Origin of the sequence: Mogibacterium kristiansenii (assembly GCF_029224645.1) — a bacterium.
In the GTDB taxonomy this organism is placed as follows: domain Bacteria; phylum Bacillota; class Clostridia; order Peptostreptococcales; family Anaerovoracaceae; genus Mogibacterium_A; species Mogibacterium_A kristiansenii.
On record NZ_JAQXUZ010000014.1, the window covers coordinates 41,447 to 57,538 of the forward strand.

Here is a 16,092-nt window from a genome sequence, read left to right on the forward strand (position 1 = left end):
TCTTATGGTATTATAAATTAGATATAAATATAGGAGGAGCTTTATGATGGAATTTGTTTCTGACTTTATATCAGATCAGGACAGAGCTGCGATTATCAAGGTTGTCGGTGTGGGTGGCGGCGGATGTAACGCAGTGAATCGAATGGTGGACGCACAGATGTCCGGCGTAACCTTTATTGCCGTAAATACAGACAGACAGGCTCTTGCAAAGTGCAAGGCAGAGGTGAAGATACAGATTGGTGAGAAGCTGACCGGCGGAAGAGGTGCCGGCGCGAATCCGGAGATTGGCCAGAAAGCGGCGGAAGAAACTCTGGAAGAAATCACCGGTTATCTTCAGGATGCAGACCTGGTGTTCATCACTGCAGGAATGGGCGGCGGTACCGGTACCGGTGCAGCACCGATTATTGCAAAGGCAGCGATGGATTGCGGCGCATTGACGGTAGCCGTAGTAACCAAGCCATTTTCTTTTGAAGGAAAGATGCGTTGGAACAGAGCACAGAAGGGTATCGAATATCTCACGAATTTCGTAGATTCTTTGGTAATCATCCCGAACGATCGTCTGATTGACTCCAGCGAAAAGAACACTTCCTTCATGGACGCGTTTGCAATGGCAGATGATGTACTGAGACAGGGTGTTCAGGGTATTTCCGATCTGATTTCCAAGGAAGGATATGTCAACGTGGATTATGCGGATGTCAGAACCACGATGGAAGGTCGCGGCGTTGCACACATGGGTGTGGGCGTTGGATCCGGCGACAACAAGGTAGAAGAAGCGGTTCGAAATGCAATCGAGAGTCCGCTGCTGGAGACATCGGTGGATGGCGCAAGATCCATTCTTCTGTACGTTTCCGGTGGTCTGGATATGGGAATGCTGGACATCAGCAAGATTGCAGAGAAGATTCAGGCGGAGGCAGATCCGGATGCCAATATCATCTTCGGTGCATCGGTATCGGAAGATATGGCAGACAAGGTATCGGTTACCCTGATTGCAACCGACTTCCAGTCGGAGGGAATTTCCGGTTCCAAGATCGAGTCGCCTAAGATCAGCACTCAGAGTCCAAGCAGAAAGACGGTTTCCAGAGACGGTCTGGAAGGCGTTGAAATAACGCTGGATGAGCTGATGAGAAGAAACAGCGACCCGGCAGAGAATTCCGCTGCATCGGAATTTGACGTTCCGGATTTCCTGCGTTAATCGATTTCAATTATGAGTGAAGTGATTTGTTCAGAAAAAAATCCGCTGATTAAGCGCATTCGGAAATTACAGCAGAAGAAAAAGAGAGACGCTTCCGGTCAGATGATTATTGAAGGAAGCAACTTGATACGAGAAGCTGTTCAGAAGGGCATCTGTATGGATGCTCTTCTGATTTCGGATATCTATCCTTCCGAACCTTGGATGGAGGAGCTCTCTACGCGAGGCGTTCGAGTAGAACGGGTGGATGCGTTCCTTTTTGAGAAGATTACGGATGCGAGAAACGGTGTCGGCCTTCTGGCAATTGTAGATCGACCGGTTGTGGATGAAAGTCAATTCGAAAACTGTTTTCGACCGGGCAGCAATTGCGTGGTGCTGGATCGCCTTCAGGATCCGGGTAATATCGGGACAATCATTCGGACCGCAGTGGCAGCGGGATATGATGCAATTGTGACCATGAAGGGAACGGGCGATGTGTATTCTCCGAAAGTCCTTCGTGCGACAGCGGGCATGATTTTTGATGTACCGATTGTTCCTTTATCCGATAGGCGGGAACTGGTGAAGTTGGCACATGATTACGGAAAGCGCATTGCGGTGACCACACCGGACGGCGGAATTCCGTATTACGATTGCGACCTGAGACAAGATGTTTTTCTGGTAATCGGAAATGAAGGAAATGGCATCGGAGATGAATTGATTGAAGCCTCGGATATACGGGTGACGCTGCCCATGTACGGTGGAATCGAGTCCCTGAACGCAGCTGTATCGGCGGGCATATTGATGTACGAACGAGTGCGCAACATATAGAAGAATACAAGTTATTGATAAAGAACAGAGGAGCAGACTATGGACAAGTGCAGAGCGGATGTAACGATTTGTGGCGCTGATTACGTGCTTTCTGGAGAGAAGAGCGAAGATAAGATTAAGGAAATTGCCAAGTTCGTGGATGATGAACTGAGACGGACCAGCCGGGCATTGAATTCCAATCCGAATTACAAATGTGCCGTGCTGACAGCAATTAATATTGCGGAGAAACTGATGGAGAACAGCGATCTTCTGCTGAAGCTTCAGACAGAGAATCACCAGTTGGACAACGATGTTCAGCATTACATTACCCTTTGGGAAAATGCGAAGAAACAGGTGACGGATCTGAAGGAACAGATGAACGATGATTCCGACAGACAGATTCAGGACAGCGAGAAGTACAAGAATCTTCAGGCGAAATGCACCGAGATGGAGAATGCATACTTCGATCTCCAGATGGAAAATGTGAACCTTAAGAATGAGCTGAGAAGCTTGAAAAAGTTTAGGGAAGAAGATGAACAGTAGAACGATTAAGCTGCTGGAATACAACAGAATATTGGAGATGCTTGCAGAACAGGCCGGTTCCGAACTGACGAAGGAACGAATTTCAAAGTTGGAACCGATGACCCACCTGCATGCAATTCAGGACGCACAGACGGAAACTACGGAAGCAGTTTCCGTTATTCTGTATAAGGGAAATATTCCGGTGGGAGCATTTCCGGACCTGAGCCGCATTCTGAAGATGGCTCGAAAAGGTCGGGTGCTGAACATGCGGGAACTGCTGCAGGTGAGGGTTTGTCTTCAGATTGCCAGAGAGGTAAAAACATTCCTGACAGAAGACGTTCCGGAGATTCCGACCCTTCAGGAAATCGGCAATCTGCTGGAACGAGTGGATGAACTGGAAAAGGACATCGACCGCTGCGTTTTGTCGGAGGATGAGATGGCGGACAGCGCTTCACCGGAGCTGAAACGTATTCGAAAAGAAATTCGCAATAAGAATGAAAGCATTCGGAATCGGCTGAACAAGACCGTGAGTACCTCTTCCGCACAGAAATTCCTGCAGGAAGCGATTGTCACCATGCGAAACGGCCGATACGTCATCCCGGTAAAGCGGGAGTATGCGAACATGTTTCCGGGATTGGTCCACGACCAGTCCCAGAGCGGATCCACCTTATTCATCGAACCGCAGTCTGTTGTAAATATGAACAACGAGCTGCGGGAATTGGATCTGGCGGAACAGGCAGAAATTACCCGAATTCTGGAGATGTTCTCCGGCCGGGTAGCGGAACATTTCCACGGATTGAACAATAACCAGAAGCTTCTTCTGGAGCTGGATTTCATCAGCGCAAAGGGAAAGCTGTCCCTTCAGATGAATGCCTTTGAGCCTCGGATGAACACAGAGGGGATTCTGGAAATATATCATGGCCGCCACCCGCTGATTCCGGCGGACAAGGTGGTTCCCATCAATGTATCTTTGGGAGAAAATTGGAAAACCCTCCTGATTACCGGCCCGAACACCGGCGGTAAGACGGTCACCTTAAAGACTATCGGACTCTTTATTTTAATGGCACAGAGCGGCCTGCACGTACCGTGTTCCGAGGAAAGCCGGCTTCCGGTGTTGGAGGAAGTGTTTGCGGATATCGGAGATGAGCAAAGCATCGAGCAGAGTCTCAGTACGTTTTCTGCTCATATGAAGAACATCACGGAAATCTTTCGGACGGTAAATGAGAAATCTTTGGTACTGCTGGATGAGCTGGGTTCCGGAACGGATCCGGCAGAAGGTGCGGCGCTGGGTATCGCCGAGCTGGAAGAACTTCGGAAGCGCGGGGCTTTGGTGGTGGCTACTACCCATTACACGGAGCTGAAGAAGTATGCGCTGAGTACCCCGGAAGTGGAAAACGCATCCATGGAGTTCGATGTGGAGACGCTGTCTCCCACCTATCACCTTCGAGTCGGCCTGCCGGGAAAGTCCAACGCCTTTGAAATTTCGAGAAAGCTTGGTCTGGAAGATAAAATCCTCCGAAGAGCGGAAGCCCTTCTGGGAGAGAACGAGCTGAATTTCGAGGATGCGGTAACTCGGGTAGAGGAAGAGCGAAAAGAAGCGGAACGGATTACCGAGGAAGCCAATCGGATTAAGGAGGAAGCGGAGCAGCGGCTGCAGGAAGCGGAAGCTCAGATTCGCTTGGCCGAGCAAGAGAAGGCGAAAATCCTGGAGGATGCTCGAAATCAGGCGAAAGGCATCCTAAAAGAAACCGAGGACACGGTGGAGGATATCCGGGAAGAGCTGAAGCGGATGAAGGACGAATCCAAGGGTCACCAGGTGAACAAAGTGGCGGAAAGCCGGCGGAGACTTCGGGAAGCCGAAAAGAAGTACCGGGATAAGCCGGCGGCAATTCCGGCAGAGAAGGAAGGAAAGCCGATTCGCCCGGATCAGCTGAAAATCGGAACGCGGGTGAAGGTGATGTCGCTGAATCAAAATGGCGAGGTGGTATCCCTTCCGGACAATCGCGGAAACCTGATGGTGCAGATCGGCGCCTTGAAGACCGGCGTGAACGTGAAAAACCTGATGCTGATTGAGAGCGAAAAGGCCGGAAACAAGGAGCGAAAGAAGAGACAGTATAATCAGATCAAGACTCGGAAGACGCGAAGTGTGCCGATGAGCATCAATCTGATTGGAAAAAATCTGGATGATGCTCGAATGGAAATGGAGAAATATCTGGACGATGCATACCTTGCAGGTCTGCGGAGCGTGACGGTGGTTCACGGCCGAGGAGAAGGTATTCTGAAGAAGGGACTGCGGGATGCCTTGAAACACAACCGATGCGTAAAGGGCTTTAAAGGTGCTCCGTACAATCAGGGCGGAGAAGGTGCGACGGTGGTAGAGCTGAAGGAGTAATGCATGTATATTATCAGTAAATGTCTTCTGGGAGAGAACTGCAAGTATAATGGGGGTAACAATCGCTCGGAAGATGTGGTAAAATTCTCACATGAACATTCTTATTTCGGCGTGTGTCCGGAATGTGCCGGGGGGCTTCCCACTCCGCGGGTTCCGGCGGAAATCGTGGAACAGAACGGAGAATGCCGAGTGGTGAACCGAAACGGTGTGGACGTTACCGCCGAATACGTCCGGGGAGCGGCGATCTGCTTCCGGGATGCGCAGAAAGCTGCTGAACAGATGGGGGAAGCCCTGGAAGGGGCCATCCTTCAGGCGAGAAGTCCTTCTTGCGGCGTGGGGCAGATTTACAACGGCCATTTTGACGGGACCTTAATCCCGGGGGATGGTATTTTTGCCCGATTGCTTCGGGAAAACGAGATTCCCGCAGGAACAGAAAATGTAATTAGAGAGAACGGAGAACAGTAAATGATCGATTACAAAAAGAAAATTGCTGAAATTATTGCAGAAGACGAAGCGTTGAATATGACACCGGAGGAAATCCTGGAGTGGATTGAAATTCCGGGAGACACCAAGATGGGAGACTATGCGTTCCCTTGCTTCCGTTTGGCGAAAACATTGCGGAAAGCACCGCCGCTGATTGCACAGGATGTGGCTGCAAGAATCGAAGGTGCCGGCATTTTTGAAAAGGTTCAGCCGGTAAATGCCTATGTGAACATGTTCCTGGATAAGAAGGAATATGCGCAGACTCTGACGGAGGATGTGCTGACTCAGGGCAAGGATTACGGCAGATCGGAAGTGGGACAGCATCGCCCGGTAATCGTGGAATACTCTTCCCCGAACATCGCAAAGCCGTTCCATATCGGACATATCAGAAGTACCGTTATCGGTAATGCAATCTACAAGCTGTACGATGAAATCGGCTATGACGTGATTCGAATCAACCATCTGGGAGATTACGGAACTCAGTTCGGCAAGATGATTGTGGCATACCGCAAGTGGGGCAGTGAAGAGGAACTGGAAAAGGATCCAATCAAGGCGCTGCTGGGGTACTACACCCGTTTCCACCGGGAGGCAGAAAACGATCCGTCTTTGGACGACGAGGCGAGAGAAGCTTTTGTGAAACTGGAAAATGGCGAGGAAGAAGAGGTTCGTCTCTGGAAGCGCTTCCGGGAACTGAGCCTGCAGGAATTCAACCGCGTGTATGATATGCTGGGAATCACATTTGATTCCTATGCCGGAGAGAGCTTCTACTCCGATAAGATGCCGGCGGTTATCGAAGAACTGAAGGAAAAGAAGCTGCTGGTAGAATCTAGAGGTGCTCAGATTGTAGACCTGGAGCCGTACGGAATGACACCGGCAATCATCACCAAGTCCGATGGTTCCAGCCTGTATGCAACCAGAGATATCGCCGCAGCGATTTATCGAAAAGAGCACTACAACTTCGATAAGTGCATCTACGTGGTAGCATCTCAGCAGAACCTCCACTTTAAGCAGTGGAAGAAGGTCCTGGAGCTGATGGGAAAAGAATGGCAGAAAGACTGCATCCACATCCCATTCGGTCTGGTAAGCCTGGAAGGCGGCGCTACCCTCTCCACCCGTAAGGGCAACGTGGTATTCCTGGAAGATGTTCTGAACGAAGCGGTTCAGAAGACTGCGGAAATCATGAAAGAGAAGAATCCGCAGGGAATCGATGTGGACGAAGTGGCAAAGGAAGTCGGTATCGGTGCCGTAATTTTCCAGGAGCTGTCCAACAACCGCATCAAGGATTATGTATTTAATTGGGACAAGGTGCTGAACTTCGACGGTGAGACCGGTCCGTACGTTCAGTACACTCATGCCAGAGCTTGCAGCGTCCTCCGCAATGCCACCGAGGAGGAAATGGCACGGATTCGCAAGGGGGATTTCGATGCGAAGTACATCACATCCGACAGTGCGTATAACCTGATTAAGCTGATTTACCGCGTACCGGAGATCATTCTGGATGCAGCGGATAAATATGAACCGTCCATTTTGACCCGTCATCTGGTGGATGTGGCACAGAGCTTCAATAAGTTCTACCACGATGAACACATCCTGGTGGACAATGAAGATGAGAAAGTGGCGAAGTTGGCTCTGGTAGAGTCGGCTCGCATCGTTATTGCAAATTGTTTGAACCTTCTAGGCATCAAAGCGCCGGAAAGAATGTAGGTGATATCCATGAGACTTCTTCTTACAACAATTCAAAATGATTGCATTCACACGAAGCTGTCAATGAAGTACCTCTACAGTGTTGTGGAAGAGGCGCCGTGCCAGACGGATGTGGTGGAATATGAATCCACAGATCATGTGGGATATATTTTCCGGGAAATCCTTCGGGGCGAATACAATATTGTATATTTCCATTGCAATATGATGAATGTGGATAAGGTTGCAGAAGTCGCAGAGATGGTGAAGAAAGCCGTTCCGACATCGATTATGGTGATGGGCGGAACGGAGGTCAGCTTCGGTACCCGGGAGTTCATGGAACAGCACCCGGAAATCGACTACGTATTCCGAGGCGAACCGGAATCGGTGATGTACCAATTCCTTCGGACGATTTTTACCTACGAGTTTGATTTTGAAAATATTGCCGGCCTAGCATATCGTCAGGATGACCGGATTCAGGTGAATCCGATGGCGGCACCGGTGGATTTCGAGACACTTCCGTTTCCGTATGAAAACATGGAACTGGAGCCGAGCGATACAGCATATTATGAAAGTTTCCGAGGGTGTCCGGATCGATGCGGCTATTCTCAATACTATCCGGGAAAGATTCGCTCTTTGCCGTTGAATCGGATTTGTACGGAACTTCGGTATTTTCTGGTGAAGAACGTACAGCGTGTCGTGTTCGTGGACAAATGGTTTAATTACAGCAGGGACCGAGCCTATCGCATTTGGGAGTATCTGATCAGCAACGATAACGGAATCACCACGTTTGAATTTGATGTAAACGGAGATCTGTTGGATGAGGAAACCGTGCGCCTTTTGGGAACAGCCCGGGAAGGTCAATTCCGATTCAATGTCGATGTGGAAAGTACCAATGCGGAGGCGCTGGCGGCAGCCGGACGAAAGGCGAACATCTATCAGCTGATGTATAACGTATCCCGTCTTCAGGAATACGGAACTGTTGAGATTACAACGGTGATTCGGGCCGGACTTCCTTGTGAGACGCCGGCGCTGTTCGCTCGTTCCTTTAATAAGATTTTTGATCTGAAGGCATCGCGCATGGAATTGAAGGTGCTTCGTCTGAAACGGGGAACAGAGCTTCGAAGAAACGCCCAGCAGTACGGTTATGCTTATCAGAGCCGGGCACCTTATGAAGTTATCGCAAATGATTTTATGCCGGCGACGGAATTGATTCGAATCGAGAATATCGGAAAGCTTCTGAATCTGTTCGTGAACAGCGGGGGCTTCGAAGAGTCCATTCAGAAGATTCTGCTGGACGGACGGATGAAGCCGTACGCATTCCTGGAGGGGTTGGAGGCCTATATTTCCAAGAATCAGATGGAGAAGATGATGTACAAGGAAGAGAATCTCTATCGGATTCTTTATGCGTATGCGACGGAGCTTTACGATACCACGAATGAGACGCTGAAGCTGCCGGTTCTCCAGGAAATTCTTCACAGCGACATGGAACAGAATCTTTCTTATGAGAAAGTAAAAATATTCGATCGAAAGGGATGGGACATTAATGCATAATATGGAGTTGGATTTATCGGATAAGATACGTTCGTTTCTCATTGAGAAGAATAAAGATTTGCTTTTCGATGAGCTTTCGGAACGATTTTTGGAGTCCGGCAATCTGAAGGATATTCTTACCGGGATTCCGGTGCCCATTACGGGAGATGCGACGGATAATTTCACGAATCTGACCATTGCCATGGGCATGGCTCGGGTCATCGGTGCGGATCCGGATTTTCGGTATGCGGAAGCGTACCGGGCTTGTCTTCGTCGGATGTACGGAGAGAATGCGGAGAAAGTGCTGATTTCCGAGGGAGCGAAAGCCGGTGGCAGCGGCGATTACGAGATGGCCTGCATCTATTTCCGAACCGCCCTTCAGCTGAATCCGGGAAGCCGGGATGCCCTGTACCTTTACGGAAGAGCCTGCAGCGATGCATATAACCGGGAGGATCTCGAGGAGGCGTACGTGGGAATGTTCAAAGCGCAGGCCTTTGACATTTTCGAGGAGCTGACCATCCGCCATCCGGACTTCGATATGGGATATTATTTTCTGGGCTACAGCTATGCCAACATGGGGCAGTACACGAAAGCTCAGATTACCTGGCAGGAGTTCATGGAGCTCAGTCGGGATCGAAAGGAAGATGGAGATTCCTCCATGGATCCGATTCCGGCAGATGAGATGCAGGAGATGCGAGAAGAAATCGGGAATCGCCTGGAATCCATGGAGCAGGCGGTGGAAATCGAGCATGCGGTGAACCGAATCCTGTCCGGGGACTTCCAGCACGGAATTGACGTTTTGACCTTGTATGAAGAACAATACAGCGAATGGTGGCCGCTTTGGTATTACCTGGGCGTGGCCTATGCCGGCATGGAACAAGGGGAACAGTCCGTGGAAGCCTACAAGCATGCCCTTCGCCTGAGTCCGAGCAACATCCAGGTGATGACGGAGCTGGTGGAAGTCTTCCAGTCTCTGGGGGATTGGAAGAACGCTGAGAAGTACATTGAGAAAATCCGGGTAGTCCAGAAGGGAATGGAAGAAGAAGCCCGGGAGCAGAATGAAGAATAATTGAACCGGGAGGAAATCATGTTCGGACTCTCTATCACTGAGCGAGGGCACCGAATTCTCCGAGAGTATATCCGAAAGGGCGATGTCGCCGTGGACTGCACCGCAGGACATGGACTGGACACGCTCTTTTTGGCTGAGTGCGTGGGAGAAAAGGGTGCGGTGCACGCGTTTGAAATACAGGTAAAAGCAATCAACGAGCTGCATGAGAAATTCCGGGAGAATCCAAGGGTGAGGATACACGGGGACTCCTATGTGAATCTGTCGAAATACGTTTCGGAGGCCCGGCTTATCATGTACAATTTGGGATATCTGCCCGGCGGGGATTGTGATCTTACCACAAAAACAGAAGAGACCCTGCGGTCGCTGGAGCAGGCCTGCCAATTGGTTTTACCCAAAGGCGTGATCTCCGTCGTGGCCTATCCCGGCCATCCGGAAGGCGCAAGAGAGGCGGCTGCGGTGGAAGAATATCTGAAAGCGTTGCCCGGGAGTGTTTTTGAGGTGTTGACCTTGCGTCAGACCAATCGCAGCGCGAAGACACCGGTGCAGCATTTCGTGTTCCGAAATCGATAGAAAAAAATATTTTTTCTGCCCGTATTGTGCGTAAAAGCGTGCCGTTATTGGGTTTAAAAAAAAGAACGCGAAATATAGGGAATTTAAACAATTGACATACAACATCATGGGTAATATAATACCAAAGGAAACAATATGTTGTGGTAGTAAGTACCGAAGAGCACCCTACATATAGAGTGCTTATTAAAATGGTACATATATATGCGAAAGAAAAGAGGAGATTGTCGTGAACGTAATCAAGAGAAACGGAGCGGAAGTAGAATTCGACATCGATAAGATTATCCATGCCATTCAGGGGGCCAACCGTCAGGTGCCGGAAAAGAAAAGAATGACCGAGGTGCAGATTCGCCGAATTGCAGAGAGCGTGACCGTTGCCTGTGATGACTTGGGACGTTCTCCGGCGGTGGAAGAGATTCAGGATTTCGTGGAACAGGCCATCATGCAGCACGGAGCCTACGAGGTTGCGAAGCAGTACATTACCTATCGGTATACCCGTTCCCTGGTTCGTCAGTCCAACACCACGGATGACAAGATTCTTTCCTTGATTGAATGCAACAATGAGGAAGCGAAGCAAGAGAATTCCAACAAGAACCCGGTCATCAACTCCACACAGAGAGACTACATGGCCGGAGAAGTGAGTCGGGATTTGACCAAGAGAATTCTTCTTCCGGAAGAGATTACCGCAGCTCATGAAGCGGGAATCATTCACTTCCACGATTCCGATTATTATGCACAGAAGGAACACAATTGCGATTTGATTAACCTGGAGGATATGCTGCAGAACGGCACGGTTATCAGTGAGACCATGATTGAGAAGCCGCACAGCTTCTATACCGCTTGCAACATTACCACCCAGATTATCGCACAGGTAGCCAGCAACCAGTACGGAGGACAGTCCTTCTCCCTGGCACATTTGGCGCCATTCGTGGATATCAGCCGGAAAAAACTCCGGGAGCATGTGATTGCGGACCGGAAGGCCTGCGGCGAATCCATGGATGACGAAATCATCGACAAGATTACCGAGCGCCGCCTTCGGGAAGAGGTGAAGAACGGTATTCAGACCATTCAGTATCAGCTGATTACCTTGATGACCTGCAACGGACAGGCACCTTTTGTTACCATGTTCATGTACTTGGACGAGGTACCGGAAGGACAGACGAGAGACGATTTGGCGATGTGCATCGAAGAAGTGCTCCGTCAGAGACTTCAGGGCGTCAAGAATGAGAAGGGCGTGTGGATTACACCGGCATTCCCGAAGCTGATCTACGTGCTGGACGAAGATAATATCACGGAAGATTCCAAGTATTGGCATCTGACAGAACTGGCAGCGACCTGTACCGCAAAGAGAATGGTGCCGGATTACATTTCTGCCAAGGTGATGAAGGAACTGAAGAAGGGAGAGGTATACACCTGTATGGGATGCCGTTCCTTCCTGACGGTGGAGGACAATCAGTTGCTGCCGAACGGCAAGCATAAATTCTACGGACGGTTTAACCAGGGTGTGGTTACCATCAACCTGGTGGACGTGGCTTGTTCCTCCGACGGAAATATGGACCGCTTCTGGGAAATCCTGGACGATCGTCTGGAGCTGTGCCACCGGGCACTGCGTCTCCGTCACGAGCGCCTTCTGGGAACGCCGTCGGACGTGGCACCGATTCTGTGGCAGTACGGTGCAATCTCCCGATTGAAGAAGGGGGAAGTTATTGACCCGCTGCTGTACAATGGTTATTCCACCATCTCTCTGGGATATGCCGGACTGGCTGAGATGTGCTATCGCATGATTGGAAAGAGCCATACTACAGAAGAGGGAAGAAAATTCGCTCTGGACGTAATGCAGCGCCTGAACGATAAGTGTGCATACTGGAAGGCGGCGGAACACATCAGCTACTCCGTATACGGAACGCCGATGGAGTCCACCACCTATAAGTTTGCGAAGTGCCTGCAGAGACGATTTGGCATCATCCCGCATGTAACGGACAAAAACTACATTACCAACAGCTATCACATCCATGTAGAGGAGAAAATCGATGCCTTCAGCAAGCTGGCGAAGGAAGCGGAATTCCAGCAGCTTTCTCCGGGCGGAGCCATCAGCTATGTGGAGGTTCCGAACATGCAGAACAACATTCCGGCCGTTCTGGAAGTGATGAAGTTCATCTACAACAACATCATGTACGCAGAGCTGAATACCAAGAGCGATTATTGCGCTGCCTGCGGTTACGATGGCGAGATTAAGATTGTAGAGGACAGTGACGGCAAACTGGTATGGGAATGCCCGAATTGCGGCAACCGAAATCAGGACTTGATGTCCGTGGCTCGCAGAACCTGCGGTTACATCGGTACCCAGTTCTGGAATCAGGGCCGGACTCAGGAAATTAAGGATCGTGTACTGCATCTGTAATGATGATAAAAAGAAATTGGCCACTCCTAGGAGCGGCCGATTTTGCTAGGAGGAAAAAATGCATTACGGTGAAATAAAAAACTGTGATATTGCAAACGGCATTGGCGTACGGGTGTCCCTGTTCGTTTCCGGATGCACGAATCACTGTGAAGGCTGCTTTCAGCCGGAAACCTGGGACTTTAACTACGGAAATGATTTTACGGAGGAGACGGAAAACCGGATTCTGGAAATGCTGGCGCCGGATTATATCTGCGGTCTGACGGTGCTGGGGGGAGAACCCTTCGAGCCGGAGAATCAGCGGGTGCTGGTGGATTTTCTCCGCAAGGTGCGCCGGAAATATCCGGAGAAGAGCATCTGGTGCTTCACCGGATTCACCCTGGAAATGCTGGAAACGGAAGGCACCCATTGTCACTGCGAAGCCACCGAGGAAATGCTGTCGCTGATTGATGTATTGGTGGACGGACGTTTTGATAAAAGCAAAAAGAATATTTCCTTGCGTTTCCGGGGTTCCGAAAATCAGCGTTTGATCGATTTGAACTTAACACGGGAATGTGGTACGCTTACACTATGGAATGAATAGAACTTTTACGGCAGTGAAAGGAGGATCTCTATGAGTAAGGAAAATACGAAACCGCAGGGTGAGAAGCGGGCAGAGAGTCTGAGTAAAGCAGTTCTGGGAATGCTGGCCGTAGGATTGGGCGGCGGCATCGCATTAATCGCTGCGGCGAAGAAAGTGGGGGATGCCTTCCTGGCCGAAGAGGATTCGGCGTTATCGGAAGACGAGAAGGAAAACGACACGAAGTAGATTTGATTTGGCAGAAGGGCGTGGAACGGGCTCCTTCGCCACGAGATGGACAGAAATGAAGAATGAATAATTACACATCCATTAAACCGGCGACAAAAGAGAAAAAGTCGGCGACCAAGAACAGCATCATGCGCGTTTTTCTGGTGGCCGTGGCGATTTTGTTGCAATGCTATTTTTTGTATCTGGTACTGGTTCAAATAGAAAAAAATTATGAATGGGTGGATCAGGTAGCCCGCATGGCGGCATTGCTTCTCTGCATTGCCCTGTTTAGCATGAACAAAACGGCATCCATGAAGATGCCGTGGTTTATTTTGATGCTAACCTTTCCCATTGCCGGGACCATGATTTACCTGATTGTGGGTTTGAACGGATCCTCTTGGCGAATGCGGCGGCGTTTTGAAGATATCGATGCGCGCCTGTTTCCGTACATTCGGCAGGACCCAAAAGTCATAAAGAAAATGGAAGAGAAGAACCATACCGTGGCCAATATGTCCCGGTACATCGCCCGGCATGCCCCGTTTCCGGTATACGACGACAGCGACATCGAGTTCTTTTCCTGTGCAGCGGATGCCTTGGAGGCGCAGAAAGATGCGCTTCGAAAGGCGGAAAAATTCATCTTTATGGAGTATCATGCCATTGAGAATGCCGAATCCTTTGCGGAAATCAAGGAGATTCTTACGGAAAAGGCGGCTGAAGGACTGGATGTGCGAATTTTCTACGACGATATCGGCAGCATCGCTTTCATCAACACGGACTTTATTCGGGAGATGCGTTCCCGCGGAGTCCAGTGCCGGGTGTTCAACCCGGTCATCCCTTTGGTGAACGTGTTCCTCAACAACCGAGATCATCGGAAGATTACGGTAGTGGACGGCAAGGTGGGATTTACCGGCGGTTACAACCTGGCCAACGAGTATTTCAATATCACCCATCCGTACGGTTATTGGAAGGATACGGGCGTAAAAATCACCGGAAATGCGGTGCGTAATCTCACCATGATGTTTCTGGAGATGTGGAATGCCATCCGCTCGAAGGATAAGGATGATGAGGATTACGAACCTTTCTTTCCGGAGCTGGAGTACACTCAGAAGGAAGAGGGGGCACTGATTCAGCCCTATGGAGATACGCCACTGGATTCGGAGCATGTGGGCGAGAACGTGTACCTCAATGCGATTTCTTCCGCAGAACGCTATGTATGGATTATTACGCCATACCTGGTGATTACGGATGAAATGAACCGGGCGATGGGCTTGGCGGCAGAGCGAGGAGTAGACGTTCGGATTATCACGCCGGGAATTCCGGACAAGCGGACCATCTATACGGTGACCCGTTCCTACTACCAGCGGCTGGTTCAAGACGGGGTGCGAATCTTTGAGTACACGCCGGGTTTCTGTCACGCCAAGCAGCTCATTGCGGATGACCGTGTGGCGCTGTGCGGAACCATCAACTTCGATTTCCGAAGTCTCTATCATCACTTTGAAGACGGCGTCCTGTTCACCAACTGCAAAGCGGTGCAGGACATGAAAGCGGACTTCGAACACTGTTTTCCGCTGTGCATGGAAGTGACGAAAAAGTACAAAAAAACACGGAATTTACTTCAGAGAGGCTGGAACAGCATTCTTCGGTTGTTCTCCTCGTTACTGTAAAAATAGAAGCTGAGACGCAATGTAATCCGGGAGAATACGGATTATGTTGCGTCTTTGATTTTAGGAGGTATCGGTATGGAAAAAATCTTGAGCTCGGTTTACGAAAAGGATGATATCTATTTAAAATATTATGAAATTTGCAGTGATAATCCGCCCTTGGTGCTGATTCATGCGCAAGGGGTGGATTCGGAGAGCTTTTTTAAGGTCATGCCAAAGTTGGCAAAGAAATACCATGTGTATGCCGTTGATTGTTACGGACATGGCGGCAGTCTGCATGATGCATCGAAATATAATGTAGTGGACATTGGAAATGCCGTAATTGATTTTATCCAAAATGAGATCGAAAAACCGGTTTCGCTGCTGGGCATTCCTCCGGTGGCCTGATTGCGGCATACGTGGCATCTCACAGCAATCTTTGCCGAAATCTGATATTGGAAGATCCGCCTTTTTTTTCATCCCAGGGAGAGCGACGGAAAAGTACATTTAATTTCGTGGACCTATCAACCGTCTGCCACGAGTTTTTGACGCAAACGGAAACATCGGATTTTGTGTTGTATTATTTTTCACATCAGTACGCTTGGAACTTTTTTCCGGAGAAATCCAGGGAAAAGATACGAGAAAAAATGATTGGAATGGCCGCAAAATTTCGCCAAAAGAATCCGGACGAGAATCTCCGGGTTCCGTTTTGGCCAAAGGCGGCATTGGCCGGTTTTCAAGGTATGAATCGGTACGATCCCCGCTTTGGCGAAGCATTCTATACGGATTCCTTTCATGCAGGAATCCTCCATGAAGAACTGCTTCGAAATATCCATTGCCGAACGATGTTTATGAAGGCGAAAGCGGATGTCAGTTCGGATGGAATTCTGCTGGGAGCATTGGGAGAAGGAGACCTTCATCAGGTGCTGGAGGCGCTGCCGGATTGCCGATTGATTCGATTTGACTGTGGGCACGGGATTCACGTTGAAAAATCCAAGGAGTTCATCCGGCAGGTAGAGATCTTCAGATAAAAAAGTGGTTCTTCA

General features: G+C 49.7%; 15 protein-coding genes. All 15 read left to right on the top strand.

Annotated elements, in window-relative coordinates; translation table 11 throughout:
* The first annotated feature begins 43 nt into the window (after window positions 1-43).
* The 15 genes from ftsZ to PUE40_RS03795 all read left to right on the top strand — a co-directional run bounded on the left by ftsZ (window position 44) and on the right by PUE40_RS03795 (window position 16,077).
* The gene (ftsZ, locus tag PUE40_RS03725; RefSeq protein ID WP_154554118.1) at window positions 44-1,192 is read left to right on the top strand and encodes a cell division protein FtsZ; all 1,149 of its coding nucleotides are present in this window, start codon (window positions 44-46) and stop codon (window positions 1,190-1,192) included.
* 21 nt (window positions 1,193-1,213) lie between these two features.
* A complete protein-coding gene (locus PUE40_RS03730; RefSeq protein ID WP_277671948.1) occupies window positions 1,214-1,996 on the top strand; it encodes a TrmH family RNA methyltransferase in 783 nt (260 codons plus the stop codon).
* A gap of 39 nt (window positions 1,997-2,035) precedes the next feature.
* A complete protein-coding gene (locus tag PUE40_RS03735) occupies window positions 2,036-2,518 on the top strand; it encodes a cell division protein ZapA (protein ID WP_154554116.1) in 483 nt (160 codons plus the stop codon).
* Complete coding sequence (locus tag PUE40_RS03740; RefSeq protein WP_277671949.1) at window positions 2,508-4,889, top strand: endonuclease MutS2; 2,382 nt, start codon at window positions 2,508-2,510, stop codon at window positions 4,887-4,889. Before PUE40_RS03735 ends, PUE40_RS03740 begins: the two co-directional genes overlap by 11 nt.
* A 3-nt stretch (window positions 4,890-4,892) precedes the next feature.
* Window positions 4,893-5,354, top strand: a complete 462-nt coding sequence (locus tag PUE40_RS03745; protein ID WP_154554114.1) for a 2-thiouracil desulfurase family protein — start codon at window positions 4,893-4,895, stop codon at window positions 5,352-5,354.
* Complete coding sequence (gene argS / locus PUE40_RS03750; RefSeq protein ID WP_154554113.1) at window positions 5,355-7,076, top strand: arginine--tRNA ligase; 1,722 nt, start codon at window positions 5,355-5,357, stop codon at window positions 7,074-7,076. It abuts the gene before it with no gap.
* A 9-nt stretch (window positions 7,077-7,085) separates the two neighbouring features.
* Entirely contained in the window at window positions 7,086-8,606 is a 1,521-nt protein-coding gene (locus tag PUE40_RS03755; RefSeq protein WP_277671950.1) for a B12-binding domain-containing radical SAM protein, read from the top strand.
* On the top strand, window positions 8,599-9,654 hold the full coding sequence (locus tag PUE40_RS03760; RefSeq protein ID WP_277671951.1) for a tetratricopeptide repeat protein: 1,056 nt from the start codon (window positions 8,599-8,601) through the stop codon (window positions 9,652-9,654). Before PUE40_RS03755 ends, PUE40_RS03760 begins: the two co-directional genes overlap by 8 nt.
* An 18-nt stretch (window positions 9,655-9,672) precedes the next feature.
* Window positions 9,673-10,224: a tRNA 5-(aminomethyl)-2-thiouridylate-methyltransferase MnmM gene (gene mnmM / locus PUE40_RS03765; protein ID WP_277671952.1), complete on the top strand. Its 552-nt coding sequence runs from the start codon at window positions 9,673-9,675 to the stop codon at window positions 10,222-10,224.
* 226 nt (window positions 10,225-10,450) lie between these two features.
* The gene (gene nrdD, locus PUE40_RS03770) at window positions 10,451-12,622 is read left to right on the top strand and encodes an anaerobic ribonucleoside-triphosphate reductase (protein ID WP_277671953.1); all 2,172 of its coding nucleotides are present in this window, start codon (window positions 10,451-10,453) and stop codon (window positions 12,620-12,622) included.
* A 58-nt stretch (window positions 12,623-12,680) separates the two neighbouring features.
* Window positions 12,681-13,202 (top strand): anaerobic ribonucleoside-triphosphate reductase activating protein, encoded by a 522-nt coding sequence (gene nrdG / locus PUE40_RS03775; protein ID WP_154554109.1) that lies wholly within the window; start codon window positions 12,681-12,683, stop codon window positions 13,200-13,202.
* A 30-nt stretch (window positions 13,203-13,232) separates the two neighbouring features.
* Window positions 13,233-13,427, top strand: a complete 195-nt coding sequence (locus PUE40_RS03780; RefSeq protein WP_154554108.1) for a hypothetical protein — start codon at window positions 13,233-13,235, stop codon at window positions 13,425-13,427.
* Between the two features lie 62 nt (window positions 13,428-13,489).
* Entirely contained in the window at window positions 13,490-15,070 is a 1,581-nt protein-coding gene (cls, locus tag PUE40_RS03785; protein WP_277671954.1) for a cardiolipin synthase, read from the top strand.
* Window positions 15,071-15,145: 75 nt separating this feature from the next.
* Window positions 15,146-15,454, top strand: a complete 309-nt coding sequence (locus PUE40_RS03790) for an alpha/beta fold hydrolase (RefSeq protein WP_277671955.1) — start codon at window positions 15,146-15,148, stop codon at window positions 15,452-15,454.
* A 239-nt stretch (window positions 15,455-15,693) separates the two neighbouring features.
* Complete coding sequence (locus tag PUE40_RS03795) at window positions 15,694-16,077, top strand: alpha/beta fold hydrolase (protein WP_277671956.1); 384 nt, start codon at window positions 15,694-15,696, stop codon at window positions 16,075-16,077.
* Window positions 16,078-16,092 lie beyond the last annotated feature (15 nt).